Origin of the sequence: Desulfurivibrio alkaliphilus AHT 2 (assembly GCF_000092205.1) — a bacterium.
Lineage (GTDB): Bacteria > Desulfobacterota > Desulfobulbia > Desulfobulbales > Desulfurivibrionaceae > Desulfurivibrio > Desulfurivibrio alkaliphilus.
On the sequence record NC_014216.1, the window covers coordinates 1668617 to 1685436 of the forward strand.

Here is a 16820-nt window from a genome sequence, read left to right on the forward strand (position 1 = left end):
CCCCCATTGCCAAACCCGCCCCAAAAAACCTCACAATCGCCCGTAGTTATCTTCAAAGCGCACGATATCATCCTCGCCCAGGTAGCTGCCCGACTGCACTTCGATCATCTCCACCGGGATATTGCCGGGGTTTTCCAGCCGGTGCGGGGTGCCCAGAGGGATGTAGGTGGATTGGTTTTCGCCCACCAGCATCACCTCCTCGCCCCTGGTGATCCGGGCCGTGCCGCGCACCACCACCCAGTGTTCGGCGCGATGGTGGTGCATCTGCAGCGACAGGGAGGCGCCGGGGTTGACGGTGATCCGTTTCACCTGGTAACGCTCGCCCCGGTCGATCCCTTCGTAACTGCCCCAGGGGCGGTAAACCCGGCGGTGGGTAAGGTGTTCGCAACGGTTGCGGGCCTTGAGTTCGCCGACGATCTGCTTGACCTCCTGCACCCGGTCTTTGTGGGCCACCAGGACGGTGTCGGCGGTTTCCACCACCACCAGGTTTTCCACCCCGATCCCCACCAGCAGGCGCTCCTGGGCGTAAAAGTAGGAGTTGGCGCTCTGGTAGAGCATGACATCGCCCTGGCAGGCGTTGCCCTGTTCATCGTGGGGCTGCACCTCCCACAAGGCCGACCAGGAACCCACGTCGGACCAGCCCGCCGCCAGCGGAATCACCACCGCCTGCTCGCCGGCCTTTTCCATAACCGCGTAGTCGATGGAATCCGCCGGGCAGGCGGCAAAATCCTCTTTGCCCACCCGGAAAAAATCATGGTCCCGACTACCGGCGGCCCAGGCCCGGCGGCAAGCCGCCAGCATTTCCGGCGCCTGCTCTTCCAGCCGGGCCAGCCAGGTTCGGGCGCTGAAGAGAAACATGCCGCTGTTCCACAGGTATTCGCCGCTGGCCAGGTAACGGCGGGCCGTGGCGGCATCGGGTTTTTCCACGAACTGTTCGATGGCGAAAGCATCGCCGGCGGCCTCGCCTTTCTTGATGTAGCCGTAGCCGGTTTCCGCCGCCGCCGGCACGATACCGAAGGTGACCAGCCGGCCGGCCTTGGCCGGCGCCAGCCCTTGCCGGATCGCCGCCTGCAACGCAAGCTGATCCTTGATCACGTGGTCCGCCGGCATCACCAACAGAATATCCTCCGCCTCGGCGCTCAAGGCCGCCAAGGTGACGGCGGGGGCGGTATTGCGCCCCACCGGCTCCAGCAGGATGGTGGCCTGCTCGACCCCGATCCGGCGCAGTTGTTCGGCCACCAGAAAGCGGTGTTCCTCGTTGCAGATCACCAGCGGGGGAGCCAGCGGCAGGGGCTCGCCGGGGCCATCAATACCATCGAGGCGGCGCACCGTTTCCTGGAGCATGGTCAGCTCACCGGCCAGGGGCAGCAGTTGCTTGGGATAAAGCTCGCGGGACAGAGGCCAGAGCCGGGTGCCGGAGCCGCCGGAGAGAATTACGGGAATCAGCATTGTTTTTCTCCTGCCGAAAGAATCAAGGCTTGCAGGCGCGCCACCTGCTCCTGCAACAGGGCGGCATCGCCCCGGGTTTCCACGTTGAGGCGCAACAGGGGTTCGGTGTTGGAGGAGCGCAGGTTAAAGCGCCAGGCACCGAAATCCATGCTCAGGCCGTCGGTGTAATCTTCCGCCGGCCCGAATTCGCGGTAATATTGGGTCACTGCGGCCCTTGCGGCGGCCGGGTCGGCAAGGCGGAAGTTAAGCTCGCCGCTGCAGGGGTAGCGGTTGATCCGCTCCGCCACCAGGGCGGACAAGGGCCGGTCGGTCGAGGAGAGTTGTTCGACCACCAGCAGCCAGGGAAGCATGCCGGAGTCGCAATAGGCGAAATCCCGGAAATAATGGTGGGCGGACATCTCGCCGCCATAGACCGCGTTTTCCGCCCGCATCCGCTCCTTGATGAAAGCGTGGCCGGTCTTGCTCGCCACCGGCACGCCGCCGGCCTGCTCCACCAGCTCCACGGTGTTCCAGTAGAGCCGGGGGTCGTGGATGATTTTGGCGCCTGGGCTGTGCCGCAGTATCTGCGCCGCCAGCAGGCCCACCAGGTAATAGCCTTCAATAAAGTTACCCTGCTCGTCGAAGAAAAAGCAGCGATCGCCGTCGCCGTCCCAGGCCACCCCCAGATCGGCACCGTGGCGGCGGACGGCCTCGGCGGTGGCCTCCCGGTTGGTCGGCAACAGCGGGTTGGGCACCCCGTTGGGGAAAGTGCCGTCGGGCTGGTGGTTGATCCGGCTGACTTGCAGGGGCAGCCGGGCGGCAATGGCGTCGAAAATCGGCCCGGCGGCGCCGTTGCCGGCATTGACCAACAGGTGCAGGGGCTTGAGGCGATCCACCCTGACCAGTTCCAACAGCCGGGCAACGTAGTCGGCGGTGACCTCCCAAGGGCGGTTGCGCCCCGGTTGCGATACCGGTGCTGCTTCCCCCGGCATCGCCGATGCCGCTTCTCCTTGCTCCACCAACGCCGCAATCTCGTTAAGCCCGCTGTCGCCGCTGACCGGAACGCCCCCCCGGCGCACCAGCTTCATGCCGTTGTAATCCGCCGGGTTATGGCTGGCGGTGACCATGATGCCGCCCCCTACCCCTTCCCGGCCGGCGGCATGGTAAACCACCTCGGTGATCACTTGGCCCAGCTCCAGGGTATCCACGCCCCCCCGATTAAGACCGTCAATCAACGCCCGGGCCAGGGAAGGGCCGCTTAGCCGGATATCCCACCCCACCGCCACCGGCCCCGGCGGCGCCACCACCGCCGCGTAGGCCAGGCCGATGCGGCGGGCCAGTTCCTCGTCCAACTCCGAGGGTACCCGCCCCCGGATATCGTAAGCCTTAAAACATGCCAAGCTCATTGCTCTGCCACCGCCAGGGAAAATGTTAACGAAAAAGGATCAACTTAGCCTTTTTTCAAAACCACGGCAAGCACTGCCGGCAGGCAGGCCCCCTTACCCATGGCCACCATGATCGGTTGCTTTTCCGCTTCTCTATTGCCGGCAAATAAAGTAGTATGTGGTGTTACGGTTATCCCCCTCCACCCCTCCACTTCTTTTTTTAAGGTTACCATGACTGATTCGGACATTCTCACGGATATTCTTAGTTTCTCCCAGTTGCCCCTGGCGCCGGCCATTCACCGGGCGGTGGATGAGCTTGGCTTTGAAACCCCCACTCCCATTCAGGCCGAAAGCATTCCGCCGCTGCTGGCCGGGCGCGATCTGCTGGGGCAGGCCCAGACCGGCACCGGCAAGACCGCCGCCTTCTCCCTGCCCCTGCTCAGCCAACTGGAGGTCGACAAAAAATATCCCCAACTGCTGGTGTTGGCCCCCACCCGGGAGCTGGCCCTGCAGGTGGCCGAGGCCATGCAGAGCTTCGCCCGCCACCTGCCCGGCTTCCAGGTGCTGCCGCTGTACGGCGGCCAGAACATGACCCTGCAGTTGCGCCGCCTGCAACGCGGCGCCCAGGTGGTGGTGGGCACCCCGGGTCGTATCCAGGACCACCTGCGCCGGGGCACCCTGAGGCTGGAGCGGCTCAGCGCGGTGGTGGTGGACGAGGCCGACGAGATGCTCAAGATGGGCTTCATCGACGCCGTGGAACAGATCTTGGAGCACGCCCCCAAGGAGCGCCAGGTGGCGCTCTTCTCCGCCACCATGCCGACGGCGGTGCGCAAGATCGCCCACCGGCATTTGAAAAACCCGGTGGAGATCAAAATCAAGCGCACCACCACCAGTATGGCCGCCATCACCCAGCAGTTCTGGGCGGTCAAGGGTTTGCACAAGCTGGACGCCTTGACCCGCCTGCTGGAAGCCGAGGAGTTCGAGGCGGTGCTGGTCTTTGTCCGCACTAAGGTGGCCACCGTGGAACTGGCCGAGAAGCTGGAGGCCCGGGGCTTTGCCGCCGCCGCCTTAAACGGCGACATGACCCAGCAGATGCGGGAAAAGACCATCGAACAGGTTAAAAGCGGCGCCCTGGATATCGTGGTGGCCACCGACGTGGCCGCCCGGGGCCTGGATGTGGCGCGGATCACCCACGTGATCAACTACGATGTGCCCTACGACACCGAATCGTACATCCACCGCATCGGCCGCACCGGCCGGGCCGGGCGGCAGGGCAAGGCGATCATCTTCGTTACCCCGCGGGAGCGGCGGCTGCTGGCGGCCATCGAGCAGGCCAGCGGCCAGAAGATCGCCCCCATCAGCCTGCCCAGCCGCCAGGATATCAGCGACCGGCGGGTCAGCCTCTTCAAGGAAAAGATCAGCGAGGTAATGGCCCAGCAGGAACTGGATTTTTTTGAAGAGTTGATCGACGACTACCAGCAGGAGCAAGACGTCGACCCCCGGCGGATCGCCGCCGCCTTAAGCTGGCTGCTCCAGCAGGAGCGCCCCCTGCAGGCCCCGGCCGAACCGGAGGGCCGAGCGTCATCCCGGGAAGACGATTCCGCCTTGGCCGGCGGCGGCAAAAAATGGGAACGGGAGCCGCAGCGCCGTGAGCATTCCCGGGAACGGGACCAAGAGCGCCAGCACGACCGGAGTCATGATCAGTGGCGGCGCTACCGCATTGAAGTTGGCCGCCAGCACGGAGTGGAGCCGGGCAACATCGTCGGGGCCATCACCAACGAGGCCAACCTCAGCAGTCGCGAGATCGGCGCCATCAAGATTTACGATTTTTTCAGCCTGGTCGATTTGCCCCACGATCTGCCCCAGCCTCTGGTGCGGCACCTGGAAAAGGTCTGGATTCGCAGCCGCCAGCTCTACCTGCGCCCCGACGGCGAGCCTCTGCCCGAGGGCGCCAAGGCAAAGGCCGGCCCCAGTGGCCGGGCGGGCAAACCGCCACGGCCCCGCACCGGAGTCCGCCGCTACCCCCGCACCAATCGCAGCGAACCGCGCAAAGGCGGCAAACGCCGCTGAACGCTGGCGGGCCATTGACACCCATACCCTCCTCCGCTAGAATTATTTCCTAACAGGTATGCCAAGGGAGGCAAGACATGGTCATTGCCTCCCCGCCCACCTACTTAAAGATGGAAATCCCAGGGCAAGTTTTTTCAGCCATGGGGAAGCATGCGTTAGCGGAGAAAAATATGCCATCCGCCCCCCGGCCAGTTACCAACACCGCCGCCGATAAACGCTGGCGGCCGGTGGAGGCCGCCATGCGCCGCAACGGCTACCGCGCCGGCGGTTTAATCGAGGCCCTGCATGCCGTGCAGCGCGCCTACGGCTACATCGATGAAGCCGCCATGCGGGCCATCGGCGCCGCCCTGCAACTGCCGTTGAGCAAGATCTACGGGGTGGTCACCTTTTATCATTTTTTTCACCTCAAACCCAAAGGGCGCCACACCTGCGTGGTCTGCCTGGGCACCGCCTGTTACATCAAGGGCGCCGACCGGTTGCTGCAAACCATCAGCCGCGAACAACAGGTAAGCCCCGGCGAAACCACCGCCGACGGCCGCCTTTCCCTGCTCACCGCCCGCTGCGTGGGTGCCTGCGGCCAGGCCCCGGCGGTGGTGATCGACGATCAGGTGGTGGGCCAGGCCGAGGAGAGCGCTATTCACCGGCAACTGGCAGGGCTAAACAGCGCGGGGCCGGGTAGCGATGAGGAACAGCCATGAACCCGGAAGAACTGCAACGCATTGCCGCCGAGGAACTGCAAGCCAAAAGCGCTGCCAAGCACCGAATCGGGGTCTGCACCGCCAGCGGCTGTCTATCCTGCGGCAGCCGGGAGGTGCTGAAGGCCATCGAGCAAGAGGCGGCGGCCAGGCCCGAGGCAAATTTGCGGATTGAGGGGGTGGGCTGCATGGGGCTTTGCTCACGGGGGCCACTGGTGATGGTGCAATCAGGACCGGTTCCGGCCGAAAATTCCGGAGCCGGCGCGGAAACAGCGTTTCTGTTTAAAGAGCTGACCCCGGCCGATGCCCCGGCCCTGGTCGCTTACCTGGAACAACAAAAAAGTGATCCGCCCACTGTTGCCGCCGGTTCCACCGCTTCTTCTCTGGCGGCCAAAAGATGCGACCTCAGCGCACCGTTTTTCCGCCGCCAGGTCAAGGTGGTGCTGGAGCAGTTTGAAAACATCGACCCGGAACGAATCGAGTCCTACCTGGCCGCCGGCGGCTACCGGGCCCTGCTCGATTGCCTGCACCATCGCCGCCCGGTGGAGATCATCGATGAGATCACCCGCAGTGGCTTGCGGGGCCGCGGCGGCGGCGGCTACCCCGTCGGCCTGAAGTGGTCCACTGTGGCCAAGGCTGGCGCCTTTGTTCCCCAGGCCGGGCGCAGCAGCCGGCAAAGCGCCGGCGCCACCGCGGCGGACCGACCCGACGGCCCGCGCAAGTACGTAATCTGCAACGCCGACGAGGGCGACCCCGGCGCCTTCATGGACCGCAGCGTGCTGGAATGCGCCCCCCACCGGGTGCTGGAAGGGATGGCCATTGCCGCCTACGCGGTGGGAGCCGATTTCGGCTACCTTTATGTAAGGGCCGAATACCCCCTGGCGGTGGAACGGCTGCGCAAGGCCATCGTTCAGGCGGAAAAACGGGGGCTGCTGGGCCGCAACATCGGCGGCAGCGCCTTCAACTTCCAGGTGGAAATCCGCCTGGGGGCCGGGGCCTTTGTCTGCGGCGAGGAAACCGCTCTTCTGGCCTCCATCGAAGGGCGCCGCGGCCAGCCCCGGCCCCGGCCGCCCTACCCCGCCGAGCACGGTCTCTGGGGCTGCCCCACCCTGATCAACAACGTGGAAACCCTGGCCAATGTGGCCGCCATCATCAATCGCGGCGCCGACTGGTTTGCCGCCCTGGGCACCGAAAAAAGCAAGGGCACCAAGGTCTTTGCCCTGGCCGGCAAAATTAAAAACACCGGCCTGATCGAAGTGCCCATGGGCATCAGCATCCATGAGATCGTCCATGAAATGGGCAGCGGGGAGGTGGGCGGCATTAAAGCGGTGCAGACCGGTGGCCCCTCCGGCGGCTGCATTCCGGCGGAACATTTTCACCTGCCGGTGGATTACGAGTCGCTGCAGGCGGAAGGCTCCATCATGGGCTCCGGCGGCATGATCATCATGGATGAGGGGGCCGCCATGGTGGATGTGGCCCGTTTTTTCATGGAGTTTTGCGTCGAAGAATCGTGCGGCAAGTGCGCCCCCTGCCGGGTGGGCACCACCCAGGTGCTGCTGCTGCTGGAAAAGATCGGCCGTGGCGAGGGAACCGCCGCCGACCTGGGGCAACTGGAGGAACTCTGCCACCTGCTGCAACAGACCAGCCTCTGCGGCCTGGGTCAGAGCGCGGCCAACCCGGTGCTCAGCACCCTGCGCTTTTTCCGGCGGGAATATGAGCAGTTGCTGGTCGACAATACCGGAAAGAGCAATGAGACCGATGGCAGCCAAAGCCCACAACAAGGGCCACAAGAGGTAAAAAAATGAGCGGCGGGCGGGTAATCACCCTGCAGATCGACGGACGGGACTGCGGCGCCGATGAAAACCAGACCATCCTGGAAGTGGCGCAGGAAAACGGGATTTTTATTCCCACCCTCTGCCACCTCAACGGCTTGCACCCGGTGGGCGGTTGCCGTATCTGCATGGTTGAGGTGGAGGGCGCCCCCCGGCCGCTGCCGGCCTGCGTCACCCATCCGGCAGAGGGGATGCGGGTGACCACCGACACCCCCGAGCTTCGTCGCCGGCGGCGATTGATCCTGGAACTGATGCTGGCCGAGGGCAATCACGTCTGCGCCGTCTGCGTGGTCAACGGCCACTGCGAGCTGCAGGAACTGGCCCTGCAACTGGGGGTGGATCATCTGGAAATTCCCGCCCTTTACCCCCGGCGGGAAGTGGATGCCTCCCACCCCCGTTTCGGACTGGACCGCAACCGCTGCGTGCTCTGCACCCGCTGCGTGCGGGTCTGCGGCGAGATCGAGGGGGCCCACACCTGGGATGTGATGGGCCGGGGGCTTAAGGCGGCGATCATCAGCGACCTTAACCAGCCCTGGGGCGAGGCGGAAAGTTGCACCGCCTGCGGCAAGTGCGTCCAGGTCTGCCCCACCGGGGCGTTATTTGAAAAGGGCAAGGCGACCGGCGAGATGGTTAAGCGCCATCTGCACCTGCCGCTATTAACCGCCATGCGCAAAGAAGAGGAAGAGAGATGAGCGGCAGGTTGCGAGTAGCCACGGTTTGGTTGGATGGGTGCTCCGGCTGCCACATGTCCTTTCTGGACATGGATGAGCTGCTGCTGGAACTGGCGCCCCGGCTGGAGTTGGCCTACAGCCCCCTGGTGGATCGCAAGGAGTTTCCCGACCGGGTGGATCTGGCCCTGCTGGAAGGAGCAGTGAGCACCCCCGAGGATGAGGCCAAGGCCCGGCTGGTGCGGGCGCACAGCCGGCTGGTGGTGGCCCTGGGCGACTGCGCCTGCCAAGGCAATGTACCGGCGCTGCGCAACCGGCTGGATAATGAGCAACTGCTGGATCTGGTCTACCGGCAACAAGCCGACGGCCCGGCGGCGGCCCCGCCCGACCGCAATGTGCCGCCACTGCTGACACACAGCCTGCCGCTGCACCGGGTGATTGCGGTGGACCTGTTTCTGCCCGGCTGCCCACCGCCGCCGGCGGCCATTGTCCGGGCCTTGACGGCGGTGCTGGATGGGGAAACGCTGTCCGAGCTACCAACCCTCAAATTCGGCTGACGATTACCCTTATATCTATATCGAGGAAGGAAATTGCCCAAAACCATCACCATCGACCCGGTCACCCGTATCGAGGGCCACGCCCGGATCACCATCACCCTGGACGACCGGGGCCTGGTGGAGGATTGCCGCCTGCATGTCACCCAGTTGCGGGGTTTTGAAGCCTTTTGCGTGGGGCGGCCACTGGCGGAAATGCCATCGCTTACCGCCCGCACCTGCGGGATTTGCCCGGTTAGTCATCTGCTGGCCTCGGCCAAGGCCTGCGACGAGTTGCTGGCGGTGCGGATTCCTCCGGCGGCGGTGCGGCTGCGCCAACTGCTCAACTACGGCCAACTGGTGCAGTCCCACGCCTTGAGTTTCTTTCACCTGGCCTCGCCGGATCTGCTGCTGGGGATGGATGCCGCGCCGGAACAGCGCAACATTTTCGGCCTGGCCGCCGCCCGGCCCGAGGTGGCCAAAGAGGGTATCGCCCTGCGCCGCTTCGGCCAGCAGCTCATCGAACGGCTGGCCGGTAAAAGGATTCACCCCGACTGGGTGGTGCCCGGCGGGGTCAGCCGCCCTTTAAGCCGGGAAAACGGCGCGGCCATCGCCGCCGAACTGCCGGGCATGCTGCAGGCGGCCCAAAACAACCTGGTTCTCCTGCAAGGGGTGCTGGAGAATTTCACCGCCGAAATCGCCCATTTCGCCAACTTTCCCAGCGGCTGGCTGGCCCTGGCCGGGGAGGCGGGACAACTGGAATACTACGACGGCCCCCTGCGCCTGCTCGACCAGCAAGGAGAGGAACTGTTCAGCGAAGCGGACCCGCTGCGCTACCAGCAGCAGCTGGCGGAACAGAGCGAAGCTGACAGCTATCTCAAATCCCCCTACCACCGCCCCCAGGGGCCGGAAGCCGGCCTGTACCGGGTGGGGCCCCTGGCCCGGCTCAATGCCGCCCGGCGCTGCGGCACCCCCCTGGCCGACGAGGCCTTGGCGGCCTTCCGGGAACTATCCCCCCAAGGGCCGGTGACCAGTTCCTTTCACTACCACTACGCCCGCTTGATCGAGATTATCCACGGGCTGGAGAAAATCCAACAATTGCTGGCCGACGACACCATTTACGACCCCCGGGTCCGAGCCACCGCCGGGGCCAACGCCCCGGAAGGGGTGGGAATCTGTGAAGCACCGCGGGGCACCCTGATCCACCACTACCGGATTGATGAGCAGGGGCGAATCAGCGCGGTTAACATGATGATCGCCACCGGCCACAACAGCCTGGCCATCCAGCGAGGGTTAAAGCAGGCGGCCCGGGCCTTCATCAACGGTAACGGGGAAAATGACGGGGAAAGCGGAAAGCGGGCGGAAAGCAGGGAAATCGCCGAGAATAAGGAGATCAGGGAGGGACTGCTCAACCGCATCGAAGCGGTGTTGCGCTGCTACGACCCCTGCCTGAGCTGCTCCACTCACGCCTTGGGGCAAATGCCCCTGGCGGTGGAACTTCGTACAAGAAGAGGGGCGTTGATCCACCAACTAAACCGAGGTAACTGAGCAAGGGGGGCACGGGCAAGTGGTCATGGGGCGCATCCGGTTGCGGCACCCCATGACCACTTACCTTACTGTTAGTGCTTGAAAGAGCGCTGGCCGGTGAACTTCATGGCCACCTTGGGGTCGGCCTCGTTGCAGGCGACGATGGTTTCGAAATCCCGGGCCGAACCGCCGGCCTGGAGGATGGCGGAAACCCCCTGGTTGATGCCGACATCGGCCCCGTCGCGGAAGGGGAAGAAGGCGTCGGAGATCATCACCGAGCCGGGCAGGCCGGCCCGGTCGGCCTTGGTCCTGGCGTCGATCTCTTCCTGCTGGGCCTTGTCCCGTTTGCCCTGCTGAATCTCCAAGGCCAGTTGAGCGTACGGAATGCCGTGGGTGTCGAAGCAGAGCAGGTCGGCATATTTTACATACGCCTTGTGCACGGCGATCTCCGCCACCCCGACCCGATCCTGCTCACCGGTGCCGATTCCCACCGTGCAGCCGTCTTTAACGTAGATCACCGAGTTGGAAGTCACCCCGTGTTCCACCGCCCAGCCGAAGATCATGTCGTCGATCTCCCGGGCGTCGGGCTCCCGCTCCACCTTGTACTCCTCACCCTTCCAAGTGGCCGCCGCCGGCTTGAGATCCGCCGCGCTGCGGATGGAATTAACCGCCGACTGCTGAACGATCAGGCCGCCGTCGATCAGGCTTTTGAAGTCGACAAAACGGAATTTTTCAAATTCCGCCAGCCGGTCGAGGCGGTCGATCCGCACCACCCGCAGGTTTTTACGCTGACCTAAAATCTCCAGGGTACCCTGGTCAAATTCCGGGGCGCAGACCACCTCCAGGTAGTTCTGGCTCAGCAGTTCGGCGGTGGCCTTGTCGCAGGGACGGTTGAGGACCACCGCCCCGCCGAAGGCGGCGATGCGGTCGGCCCGGTTGGCCCGGTTGAAGGCGTCGGCCAGGTCTTTACCGTAGGCCGCGCCACAGGGATTGTTGTGCTTGAGAATCACCGCCGCCGGCCGGTCCATCAGGTACTTGATGATATTGAGGCCGTTGTCGATGTCGGTGAGGTTGATCTTACCCGGATGCTTGCCCACCTGCAGCATGTCGGCGGCCTTGATACCGCTGACCAGGCCATGGCCCGGCTCGATAAAGCGGCAATCGCCCAGGGTCAGGTTACCACCCACCAACTCATAGAGGGCCGCCTCCTGATCGGGGTTTTCGCCGTAGCGAATGCCGCGCTCTTCCACCGTACCGTCATCCTGGGTCAGCTTCCAGGTGCGTTTGCGGTAAACCATGGTCTGGTCACCGAAGGTGATGGTCATGTCCATGGGGAAGTGATCGCCCAGGATGGTGGTGTACATCTTTTTCAGATCAGCCATTGCTCGACTCCTTTTTATTTATATGATGAAAGGGGCATAAGCGACAAAGCGAAGTTAAGTTGGAGGCCGCTGTTTTTTGTGCAGCGCCGACAAGTTTTAGCAAAGAATCAAGCGCATGGCAAGCTTATCCGGCCCTGGCCCGGTTACTGCTGAGAGCCGGCTTGCTGGAACACCGCATCCCAGTCTTTGCGGACCGGATCGAAGCCCTTGGCCCGAATGGCGGCGGCCACCTCTTCGATGCTGCGCGAATCGCCAATGGAAAATTGCTCGCCGGTGGCGCCGGTATCGCCGTAGCCGCCGGGAATGGTGCAGGAGCCAGCGGAATAACGTGTTGGGGCAAGGCCGATCATGCCGTCCCGGAAACGGACCTCCTCGCGGGTGGAGAGCACCAGCCCCACATCCTCGTCAAAAAGGCGCAGGGCAAACAGCAGTTGGCTGAGATTTTTTTCACTGACCGGTACCAACGGGGCGAAGCCGCCGGCGGCCGGGCGCAGGCGAGGAAAGGAAATGGTTACCGCCGTGCGCCAGGCCAGCTTGCGCAGATAAGCCAGGTGTAACCCCAGCGCCAGCCCCTCGGCTCGCCAGTCGGCCAGGCCCAGCAGAGCCCCCAGGCCGACTTCGCGCATACCGGCCAGGGCCACCCGGGCGGGAATCTCCAGCCGGCGATCGTAGTCGGCTTTAAGGCCGGCGATATGAACCTGGTCGTAGGTGCGCCGATCGTAGGTTTCCTGGTAAACCGCCACCCCGGTGATCCCGGCGGCAAAGAGCCGGGCGTACTCATCCCTGGTCAGGGGTTGCACTTCAATGGCGATGGAGGCAAAGCGGTGGCGTAGGCGAGTGGCCAGTTCGGCCAGATAGTCGACCCCCAGCCGGGCCGGCGCCTCACCGGCTACCAGCAGGATATGGCTGAACCCTCGGCGGGCCAGGATAAGGGCCTCTTTTTCCGCCTCTTCCAGGGCCAACACCCGTCGCTCAATACGGTTTTCCACCGAAAACCCGCAGTAAAGGCAGCGGTTGGCACAGAAGCTGGAAAGATAAAGCGGGGCGTAAAGCTGGATCACCCGGCCGAAACGCTGCCGGGTCAAACGTCCGGCCAGGTCTGCCATTTCCGCCAGGCGGGGTTCGGCCGCCGCTGAGAGCAGGGCCGCCAGATCTGTGTCACTGCGGCGGGGCCGGCGCAAGGCCCGTTCCACGTCGGCCGGCGTACTGGCGGCAATGCGGGCTTGCAGTTGGCTGAACTCGGGAAGGCGGAAAGGCGGCACAGCTTGGCCGGTAACGTTATTCATCACGTAAGAAATCAAGCCCCTGCACAGGGGAAGAGGCCTCGGCCTGTGACCGACGCTCGCCCGGGCCGGCCTCATAGGCCAGGCGTCCGGCATCAACGGCGGCGGCAAAGGCCCGGGCCATCATTACCGGGTCGGAGGCCACCGCAATAGCCGTGTTGACCAACACCGCGTCGGCCCCCAGCTCCATGGCCTCGGCGGCGTGGGAAGGCAGCCCCAAGCCGGCATCCACCACCACCGGTACCCTGGCCTGCTCGATGATAATCTCCACCTGCAACCGGGTTTGCAGTCCCTGGTTGGTGCCGATGGGTGATCCCAGAGGCATCACCGCCGCCGCCCCAACATCTTGCAGACGCAGGGCCAGGATGGGATCAGCGTTTATGTAGGGCAGCACCACAAAGCCGTCGGCCACCAGTTGCTCGGTGGCCTTGAGGGTCTCCACCGGATCGGGCAACAGCGTGCGGGGGTCGGGGGTAACTTCCAGTTTCAACCAGTTGGTTCCCCCCACCGCCCGGGCCAGTTTGGCCAGGCGCACGGCCTCGGCGGCATCACGGGCACCCGAGGTGTTGGGAAGGAAAAAGAAGCGCTCCCGATCGAGTACGCTCATAATATCATCGGCAGGGTCAGCCAGGTCCACCCGGCGCAGAGCCACGGTTACCATTTCGCTGCCGGAGGCCTCAAGGGCCGCCCTCATCACGGCGGCCGAAGAGAACTTGCCGGTGCCGGTGAAAAGCCGGGAGCGAAAATTCCGGCCGGCAATGTTCAACATCTCAACCTCCTCCCACAAAACGAATCAGTTCCAACCGCGCTCCGGCCGACAGTTCGGTTACCGCCAGTTCCTCCGGGTTGAGCACCCGGCCGTCGAGTTCCGCCGCCACTTGCTGCGGCTCCAATGCCAAATCGCGGATCAAGGTAGCCACCGTGCTGCCGGCGGCTACCTGGCGCGGCTGGCCGTTGCAGGTAATGGTGATGCGGTCGGTAGAATTATCCATCGGTTAACAGGGTTGATCTCGGTAAAAATAGACCTTCAGCCGGGCTGCTGAAGGGTTAAGCCACAAACAACAAAAGCCGGCAGTCTATGCCGGCTTTTGTTGCGATCTGGGGCAAGCTGGCTTGCCCTATCCATGGCCGCTGGGGCTTATTCTGCCGCGGCGGCTTCTGATGCCTGGTCTTCCTTCTCCTGGTAATTCACCATTTCCAGGATCGCCATGGAAGCAGCATCGCCCACCCGTTGGCCGGTTCGGATAATCCGGGTGTAACCGCCGGCCCGCTCTTTATACTCCTGGCTCAGGGTATCAAAGAGTTTCGCCACCACTTTCTTGTCGCGAACCACCGCCAGAGCCTGCCGGCGGGCATGAAGATCGCCGCGCTTGCCCAGCGTGATCATCTTGTCGGCCACCTTGCGCACCTCCTTGGCCTTGGCAACCGTGGTAACGATCCGCTCATGCTGGAGCAGTGAAGTCACCATGTTGCGTATCATCGCTTGCCGGTGCGGGGTGGTACGAGAAAGGCGATTGCCGCTTTTTCTATGTCGCATGATTATATCCTCACAAAGACCGCTTATAAATTCATTCCACTAATTCTTTCAGCAGACCCGTTCATCTGTTGATCCGGCCGGCTCAGTGTATGCGTTGAACCGTCTCGCGCCCTAACCTCAGAACGTTTACTCTTCTTCAGGCTCATCAGCTGGCGGTTCCCAGCCATCGATCTTCATACCCAGGTAGAGATCCATCTCGGAGAGCAGTTGCTTGATCTCGTTTAAAGACTTACGGCCGAAGTTCTTGGTTTTCAGCATCTCGGCCTCGGTCTTTTGCACCAGCTCGCCGATATGGCGAATCTCGGCGTTACGCAAACAGTTGGCCGAGCGTACCGAAAGCTCCAGATCCTCTACGCTGCGGTATAGATTCTCGTTGAGCTGGGGCTGCTCGCCGCTCTCTTTCTCCTTTTTCACCGGTACCACGGCACTCTCATCGAAGTTGATGAAGACCTGCATCTGCTCCTTGAGAATCTTGGCGGCATAGGCCAAGGCATCCTCGGGCAGGATGCTGCCGTCGGTGGTAATCTCCAGGGTAAGCTTGTCGTAGTCGGTCTGCTGACCGACCCGGGCCTGACTGGTGATTACCCTAACGTTGCGGATGGGGGTAAAGACGGAATCCAGGGGAATCACGCCAATGGGCTGATCTTCACGCTTGTTGCGCTCCGCCGGCACATAACCCTTGCCCCAGTCAACTTCCAGTTCGGCATCAAACTTGCCGTCTCCGGTGATGGTGCAGATATGCTGTTCGGGGTTCATTACCTCAACCTGAGGATCGCCAATAATGTCGCCGGCGGTTACCACCCCTTTTTTCTTCTTCTCAATCCGAACCGTTTTGGCCTCGCCGGAGTGCAGGCGCAGGCGCACTTCTTTTAGGTTCAGAATAATCTCGGTGGCGTCTTCCTTGATCCCCGGGATGGTGGAGAGTTCATGCAGCACCCCCTCAATTTTCACCGAGGTAATGGCCGCCCCACGAATGGACGACAGCAGAATCCGCCGCAGGGAGTTGCCGATGGTGGTGGCAAAGCCACGCTCCAGCGGCTGACAGATAAATTTTCCGAAGCTTGCAGTATGGGTATCCTGGTCAACCTCAAGCTTTTCCGGAAAAATCAGGTCATGCCAGTTGCGATAAAATGTATCGTTCTCTTTCGTCATTTCAGTCCTGCTCTTCCCTGGCTGAGATTAGAAGGGGTCGGCTGGTCAGCAATTACTTGGAGTAAAGCTCGACAATCAGCTGCTCTTGAATCGGCATGGTCAGTTCCTGACGATCCGGAGCGCTTTTAACCGTGCCGCTGAAGGCATCCTGGTTGAGTTCCAACCAGGTAGGCACCCCACGCCGGGCCACGGCGGCCAGGCTTTCCTTGATGGCTTCCACCTCTCGGGATTTTTCCCGCAGGGTGATTACATCGCCAACCTTGACCTGCAGGGAGGGAATATTGACCTTGCGACCGTTGAGCAAAAAGTGATTATGCCGCACCAGATGACGGGCCTGATTACGGGAGGCAGCAAAGCCCAGCCGGTAGACCACATTATCCAGCCGGGATTCCAGCATCTGCAGCAAAATCTCACCAGTTACCCCACGGCGGCGCTCAGCCTCATCGAAGTAACGGCGAAACTGATCTTCCAGCATGCCGTAAATCCGTTTTACTTTCTGTTTCTCGCGCAGCTGCAGAGCATAGTCGGACACCTTCCGCAAACGCGCCTGGCCGTGTTGGCCGGGAGCATAAGACCGGCGTTCAAACGAGCACTTGTCGGAGTAACAGCGGTCTCCTTTCAAAAAGAGCTTCAATTTTTCCCGCCGACACTGCCGGCAAACCGCACCTGTATATCTGGCCACTTTGTTTCTCCTAAGCTTACGTCTTAGTAATACTGAATAATCTCAAATCTTCGACAACGCCAACCCAGCATCCATTGCCAACCCAGTTAGCACCCGGTCGCTCACTGTGGAGTAAAAGCTGTTGCAGCAGTGCAAATACGGGCAAGCGGTCCGGCGCCGCGTACCTCAGGTACGCAAGCCGGGCCGATCGCCCGATGTTGCGCTGCTGCAGCAGCTTTTACTAGACGCGACGTCGTTTGGGGGGCTTGCACCCGTTATGGGGCAGGGTGGTCATGTCGCGGATATAGTTAACCTCAATCCCCGCCACCTGCAGGGCACGAATCGCCGATTCGCGGCCCGGCCCCGGACCGTTGACCCGCACTTCAACCTTACGCAACCCGTGCTCCTGGGCCTTTTTCACCGCGGTTTCCACCGCGTTCTGGGCTGCAAAAGGAGTGCTCTTGCGCGATCCCTTAAAGCCAAGGCAGCCGGAACTGCACCAGGAAATCACGTTACCACGCTGGTCGGCAAAGGTAACGATGGTGTTGTTGAAGGTTGATTTAATAAAGCAGATCCCCTCGGGGATATTTTTCTTGTCCCTTTTCTTCGGACGCGCGGTTTTGGGCTTAGCCATTGCTGCTCCTGATTACGTTCCTTTTGATCTTAC

Annotated in this window: 17 protein-coding genes and 1 pseudogene; 6 read left to right on the plus strand and 12 right to left on the minus strand. The window is 62.7% G+C overall.

The genetic code is table 11. The features are described 5' to 3' along the window. Window positions 1-30: 30 nt before the first annotated feature. The 4 genes and pseudogenes from DAAHT2_RS07210 to DAAHT2_RS14635 all read right to left on the minus strand — a co-directional run bounded on the left by DAAHT2_RS07210 (window position 31) and on the right by DAAHT2_RS14635 (window position 3061). Complete coding sequence (locus DAAHT2_RS07210; RefSeq protein WP_013163635.1) at window positions 31-1449, minus strand: mannose-1-phosphate guanylyltransferase/mannose-6-phosphate isomerase; 1419 nt, start codon at window positions 1447-1449, stop codon at window positions 31-33. After that, a complete protein-coding gene (locus tag DAAHT2_RS07215; RefSeq protein ID WP_435051040.1) occupies window positions 1443-2516 on the minus strand; it encodes a phosphohexomutase domain-containing protein in 1074 nt (357 codons plus the stop codon). The genes DAAHT2_RS07210 and DAAHT2_RS07215 overlap by 7 nt, the downstream gene beginning before the upstream one ends. Continuing rightward, window positions 2493-2843, minus strand: a pseudogene (locus DAAHT2_RS15400) (phosphomannomutase); the annotation flags it as partial. The pseudogene DAAHT2_RS15400 and the gene DAAHT2_RS07215, both read right to left, overlap by 24 nt. A 35-nt stretch (window positions 2844-2878) precedes the next feature. Next, the gene (locus DAAHT2_RS14635) at window positions 2879-3061 is read right to left on the minus strand and encodes a hypothetical protein (RefSeq protein WP_157861437.1); all 183 of its coding nucleotides are present in this window, start codon (window positions 3059-3061) and stop codon (window positions 2879-2881) included. Between DAAHT2_RS14635 and DAAHT2_RS07220 the strand changes: the two genes are divergently transcribed. From DAAHT2_RS07220 to DAAHT2_RS07245, 6 genes are all read left to right on the plus strand, one after another. Next, on the plus strand, window positions 3045-4883 hold the full coding sequence (locus tag DAAHT2_RS07220) for a DEAD/DEAH box helicase (protein WP_013163637.1): 1839 nt from the start codon (window positions 3045-3047) through the stop codon (window positions 4881-4883). The two genes, DAAHT2_RS14635 and DAAHT2_RS07220, sit on opposite strands and share 17 nt — an antisense overlap. Window positions 4884-5053: 170 nt before the next feature. Next, window positions 5054-5581: an NAD(P)H-dependent oxidoreductase subunit E gene (locus DAAHT2_RS07225; protein WP_157861438.1), complete on the plus strand. Its 528-nt coding sequence runs from the start codon at window positions 5054-5056 to the stop codon at window positions 5579-5581. Further along, the gene (locus DAAHT2_RS07230) at window positions 5578-7383 is read left to right on the plus strand and encodes a NuoF family protein (RefSeq protein WP_013163639.1); all 1806 of its coding nucleotides are present in this window, start codon (window positions 5578-5580) and stop codon (window positions 7381-7383) included. Before DAAHT2_RS07225 ends, DAAHT2_RS07230 begins: the two co-directional genes overlap by 4 nt. Then, complete coding sequence (hoxU, locus tag DAAHT2_RS07235; protein ID WP_013163640.1) at window positions 7380-8102, plus strand: bidirectional hydrogenase complex protein HoxU; 723 nt, start codon at window positions 7380-7382, stop codon at window positions 8100-8102. Before DAAHT2_RS07230 ends, hoxU begins: the two co-directional genes overlap by 4 nt. Continuing rightward, on the plus strand, window positions 8099-8635 hold the full coding sequence (locus DAAHT2_RS07240) for an NADH-quinone oxidoreductase subunit B family protein (protein ID WP_013163641.1): 537 nt from the start codon (window positions 8099-8101) through the stop codon (window positions 8633-8635). Before hoxU ends, DAAHT2_RS07240 begins: the two co-directional genes overlap by 4 nt. A 33-nt stretch (window positions 8636-8668) precedes the next feature. After that, a complete protein-coding gene (locus DAAHT2_RS07245; RefSeq protein WP_013163642.1) occupies window positions 8669-10159 on the plus strand; it encodes a Ni/Fe hydrogenase subunit alpha in 1491 nt (496 codons plus the stop codon). Between the two features lie 71 nt (window positions 10160-10230). On the opposite strand, the gene DAAHT2_RS07250 is transcribed toward DAAHT2_RS07245, so the two are convergent. The 8 genes from DAAHT2_RS07250 to rpsK all read right to left on the minus strand — a co-directional run bounded on the left by DAAHT2_RS07250 (window position 10231) and on the right by rpsK (window position 16787). Beyond that, the gene (locus tag DAAHT2_RS07250) at window positions 10231-11520 is read right to left on the minus strand and encodes an IMP cyclohydrolase (RefSeq protein ID WP_013163643.1); all 1290 of its coding nucleotides are present in this window, start codon (window positions 11518-11520) and stop codon (window positions 10231-10233) included. 143 nt (window positions 11521-11663) lie between these two features. Continuing rightward, window positions 11664-12806, minus strand: a complete 1143-nt coding sequence (gene thiH / locus DAAHT2_RS07255; RefSeq protein WP_013163644.1) for a 2-iminoacetate synthase ThiH — start codon at window positions 12804-12806, stop codon at window positions 11664-11666. Further along, a complete protein-coding gene (locus DAAHT2_RS07260) occupies window positions 12799-13572 on the minus strand; it encodes a thiazole synthase (RefSeq protein WP_013163645.1) in 774 nt (257 codons plus the stop codon). The genes thiH and DAAHT2_RS07260 overlap by 8 nt, the downstream gene beginning before the upstream one ends. Window position 13573: 1 nt before the next feature. Then, the gene (thiS, locus tag DAAHT2_RS07265; RefSeq protein ID WP_013163646.1) at window positions 13574-13795 is read right to left on the minus strand and encodes a sulfur carrier protein ThiS; all 222 of its coding nucleotides are present in this window, start codon (window positions 13793-13795) and stop codon (window positions 13574-13576) included. A gap of 146 nt (window positions 13796-13941) precedes the next feature. Next, window positions 13942-14340 (minus strand): 50S ribosomal protein L17, encoded by a 399-nt coding sequence (gene rplQ / locus DAAHT2_RS07270; RefSeq protein ID WP_013163647.1) that lies wholly within the window; start codon window positions 14338-14340, stop codon window positions 13942-13944. A gap of 126 nt (window positions 14341-14466) precedes the next feature. Beyond that, window positions 14467-15492: a DNA-directed RNA polymerase subunit alpha gene (locus DAAHT2_RS07275; RefSeq protein WP_013163648.1), complete on the minus strand. Its 1026-nt coding sequence runs from the start codon at window positions 15490-15492 to the stop codon at window positions 14467-14469. A 52-nt stretch (window positions 15493-15544) separates the two neighbouring features. After that, entirely contained in the window at window positions 15545-16174 is a 630-nt protein-coding gene (rpsD, locus tag DAAHT2_RS07280) for a 30S ribosomal protein S4 (RefSeq protein WP_013163649.1), read from the minus strand. A gap of 220 nt (window positions 16175-16394) precedes the next feature. Continuing rightward, on the minus strand, window positions 16395-16787 hold the full coding sequence (gene rpsK / locus DAAHT2_RS07285; protein ID WP_013163650.1) for a 30S ribosomal protein S11: 393 nt from the start codon (window positions 16785-16787) through the stop codon (window positions 16395-16397). Window positions 16788-16820: the final 33 nt, after the last annotated feature.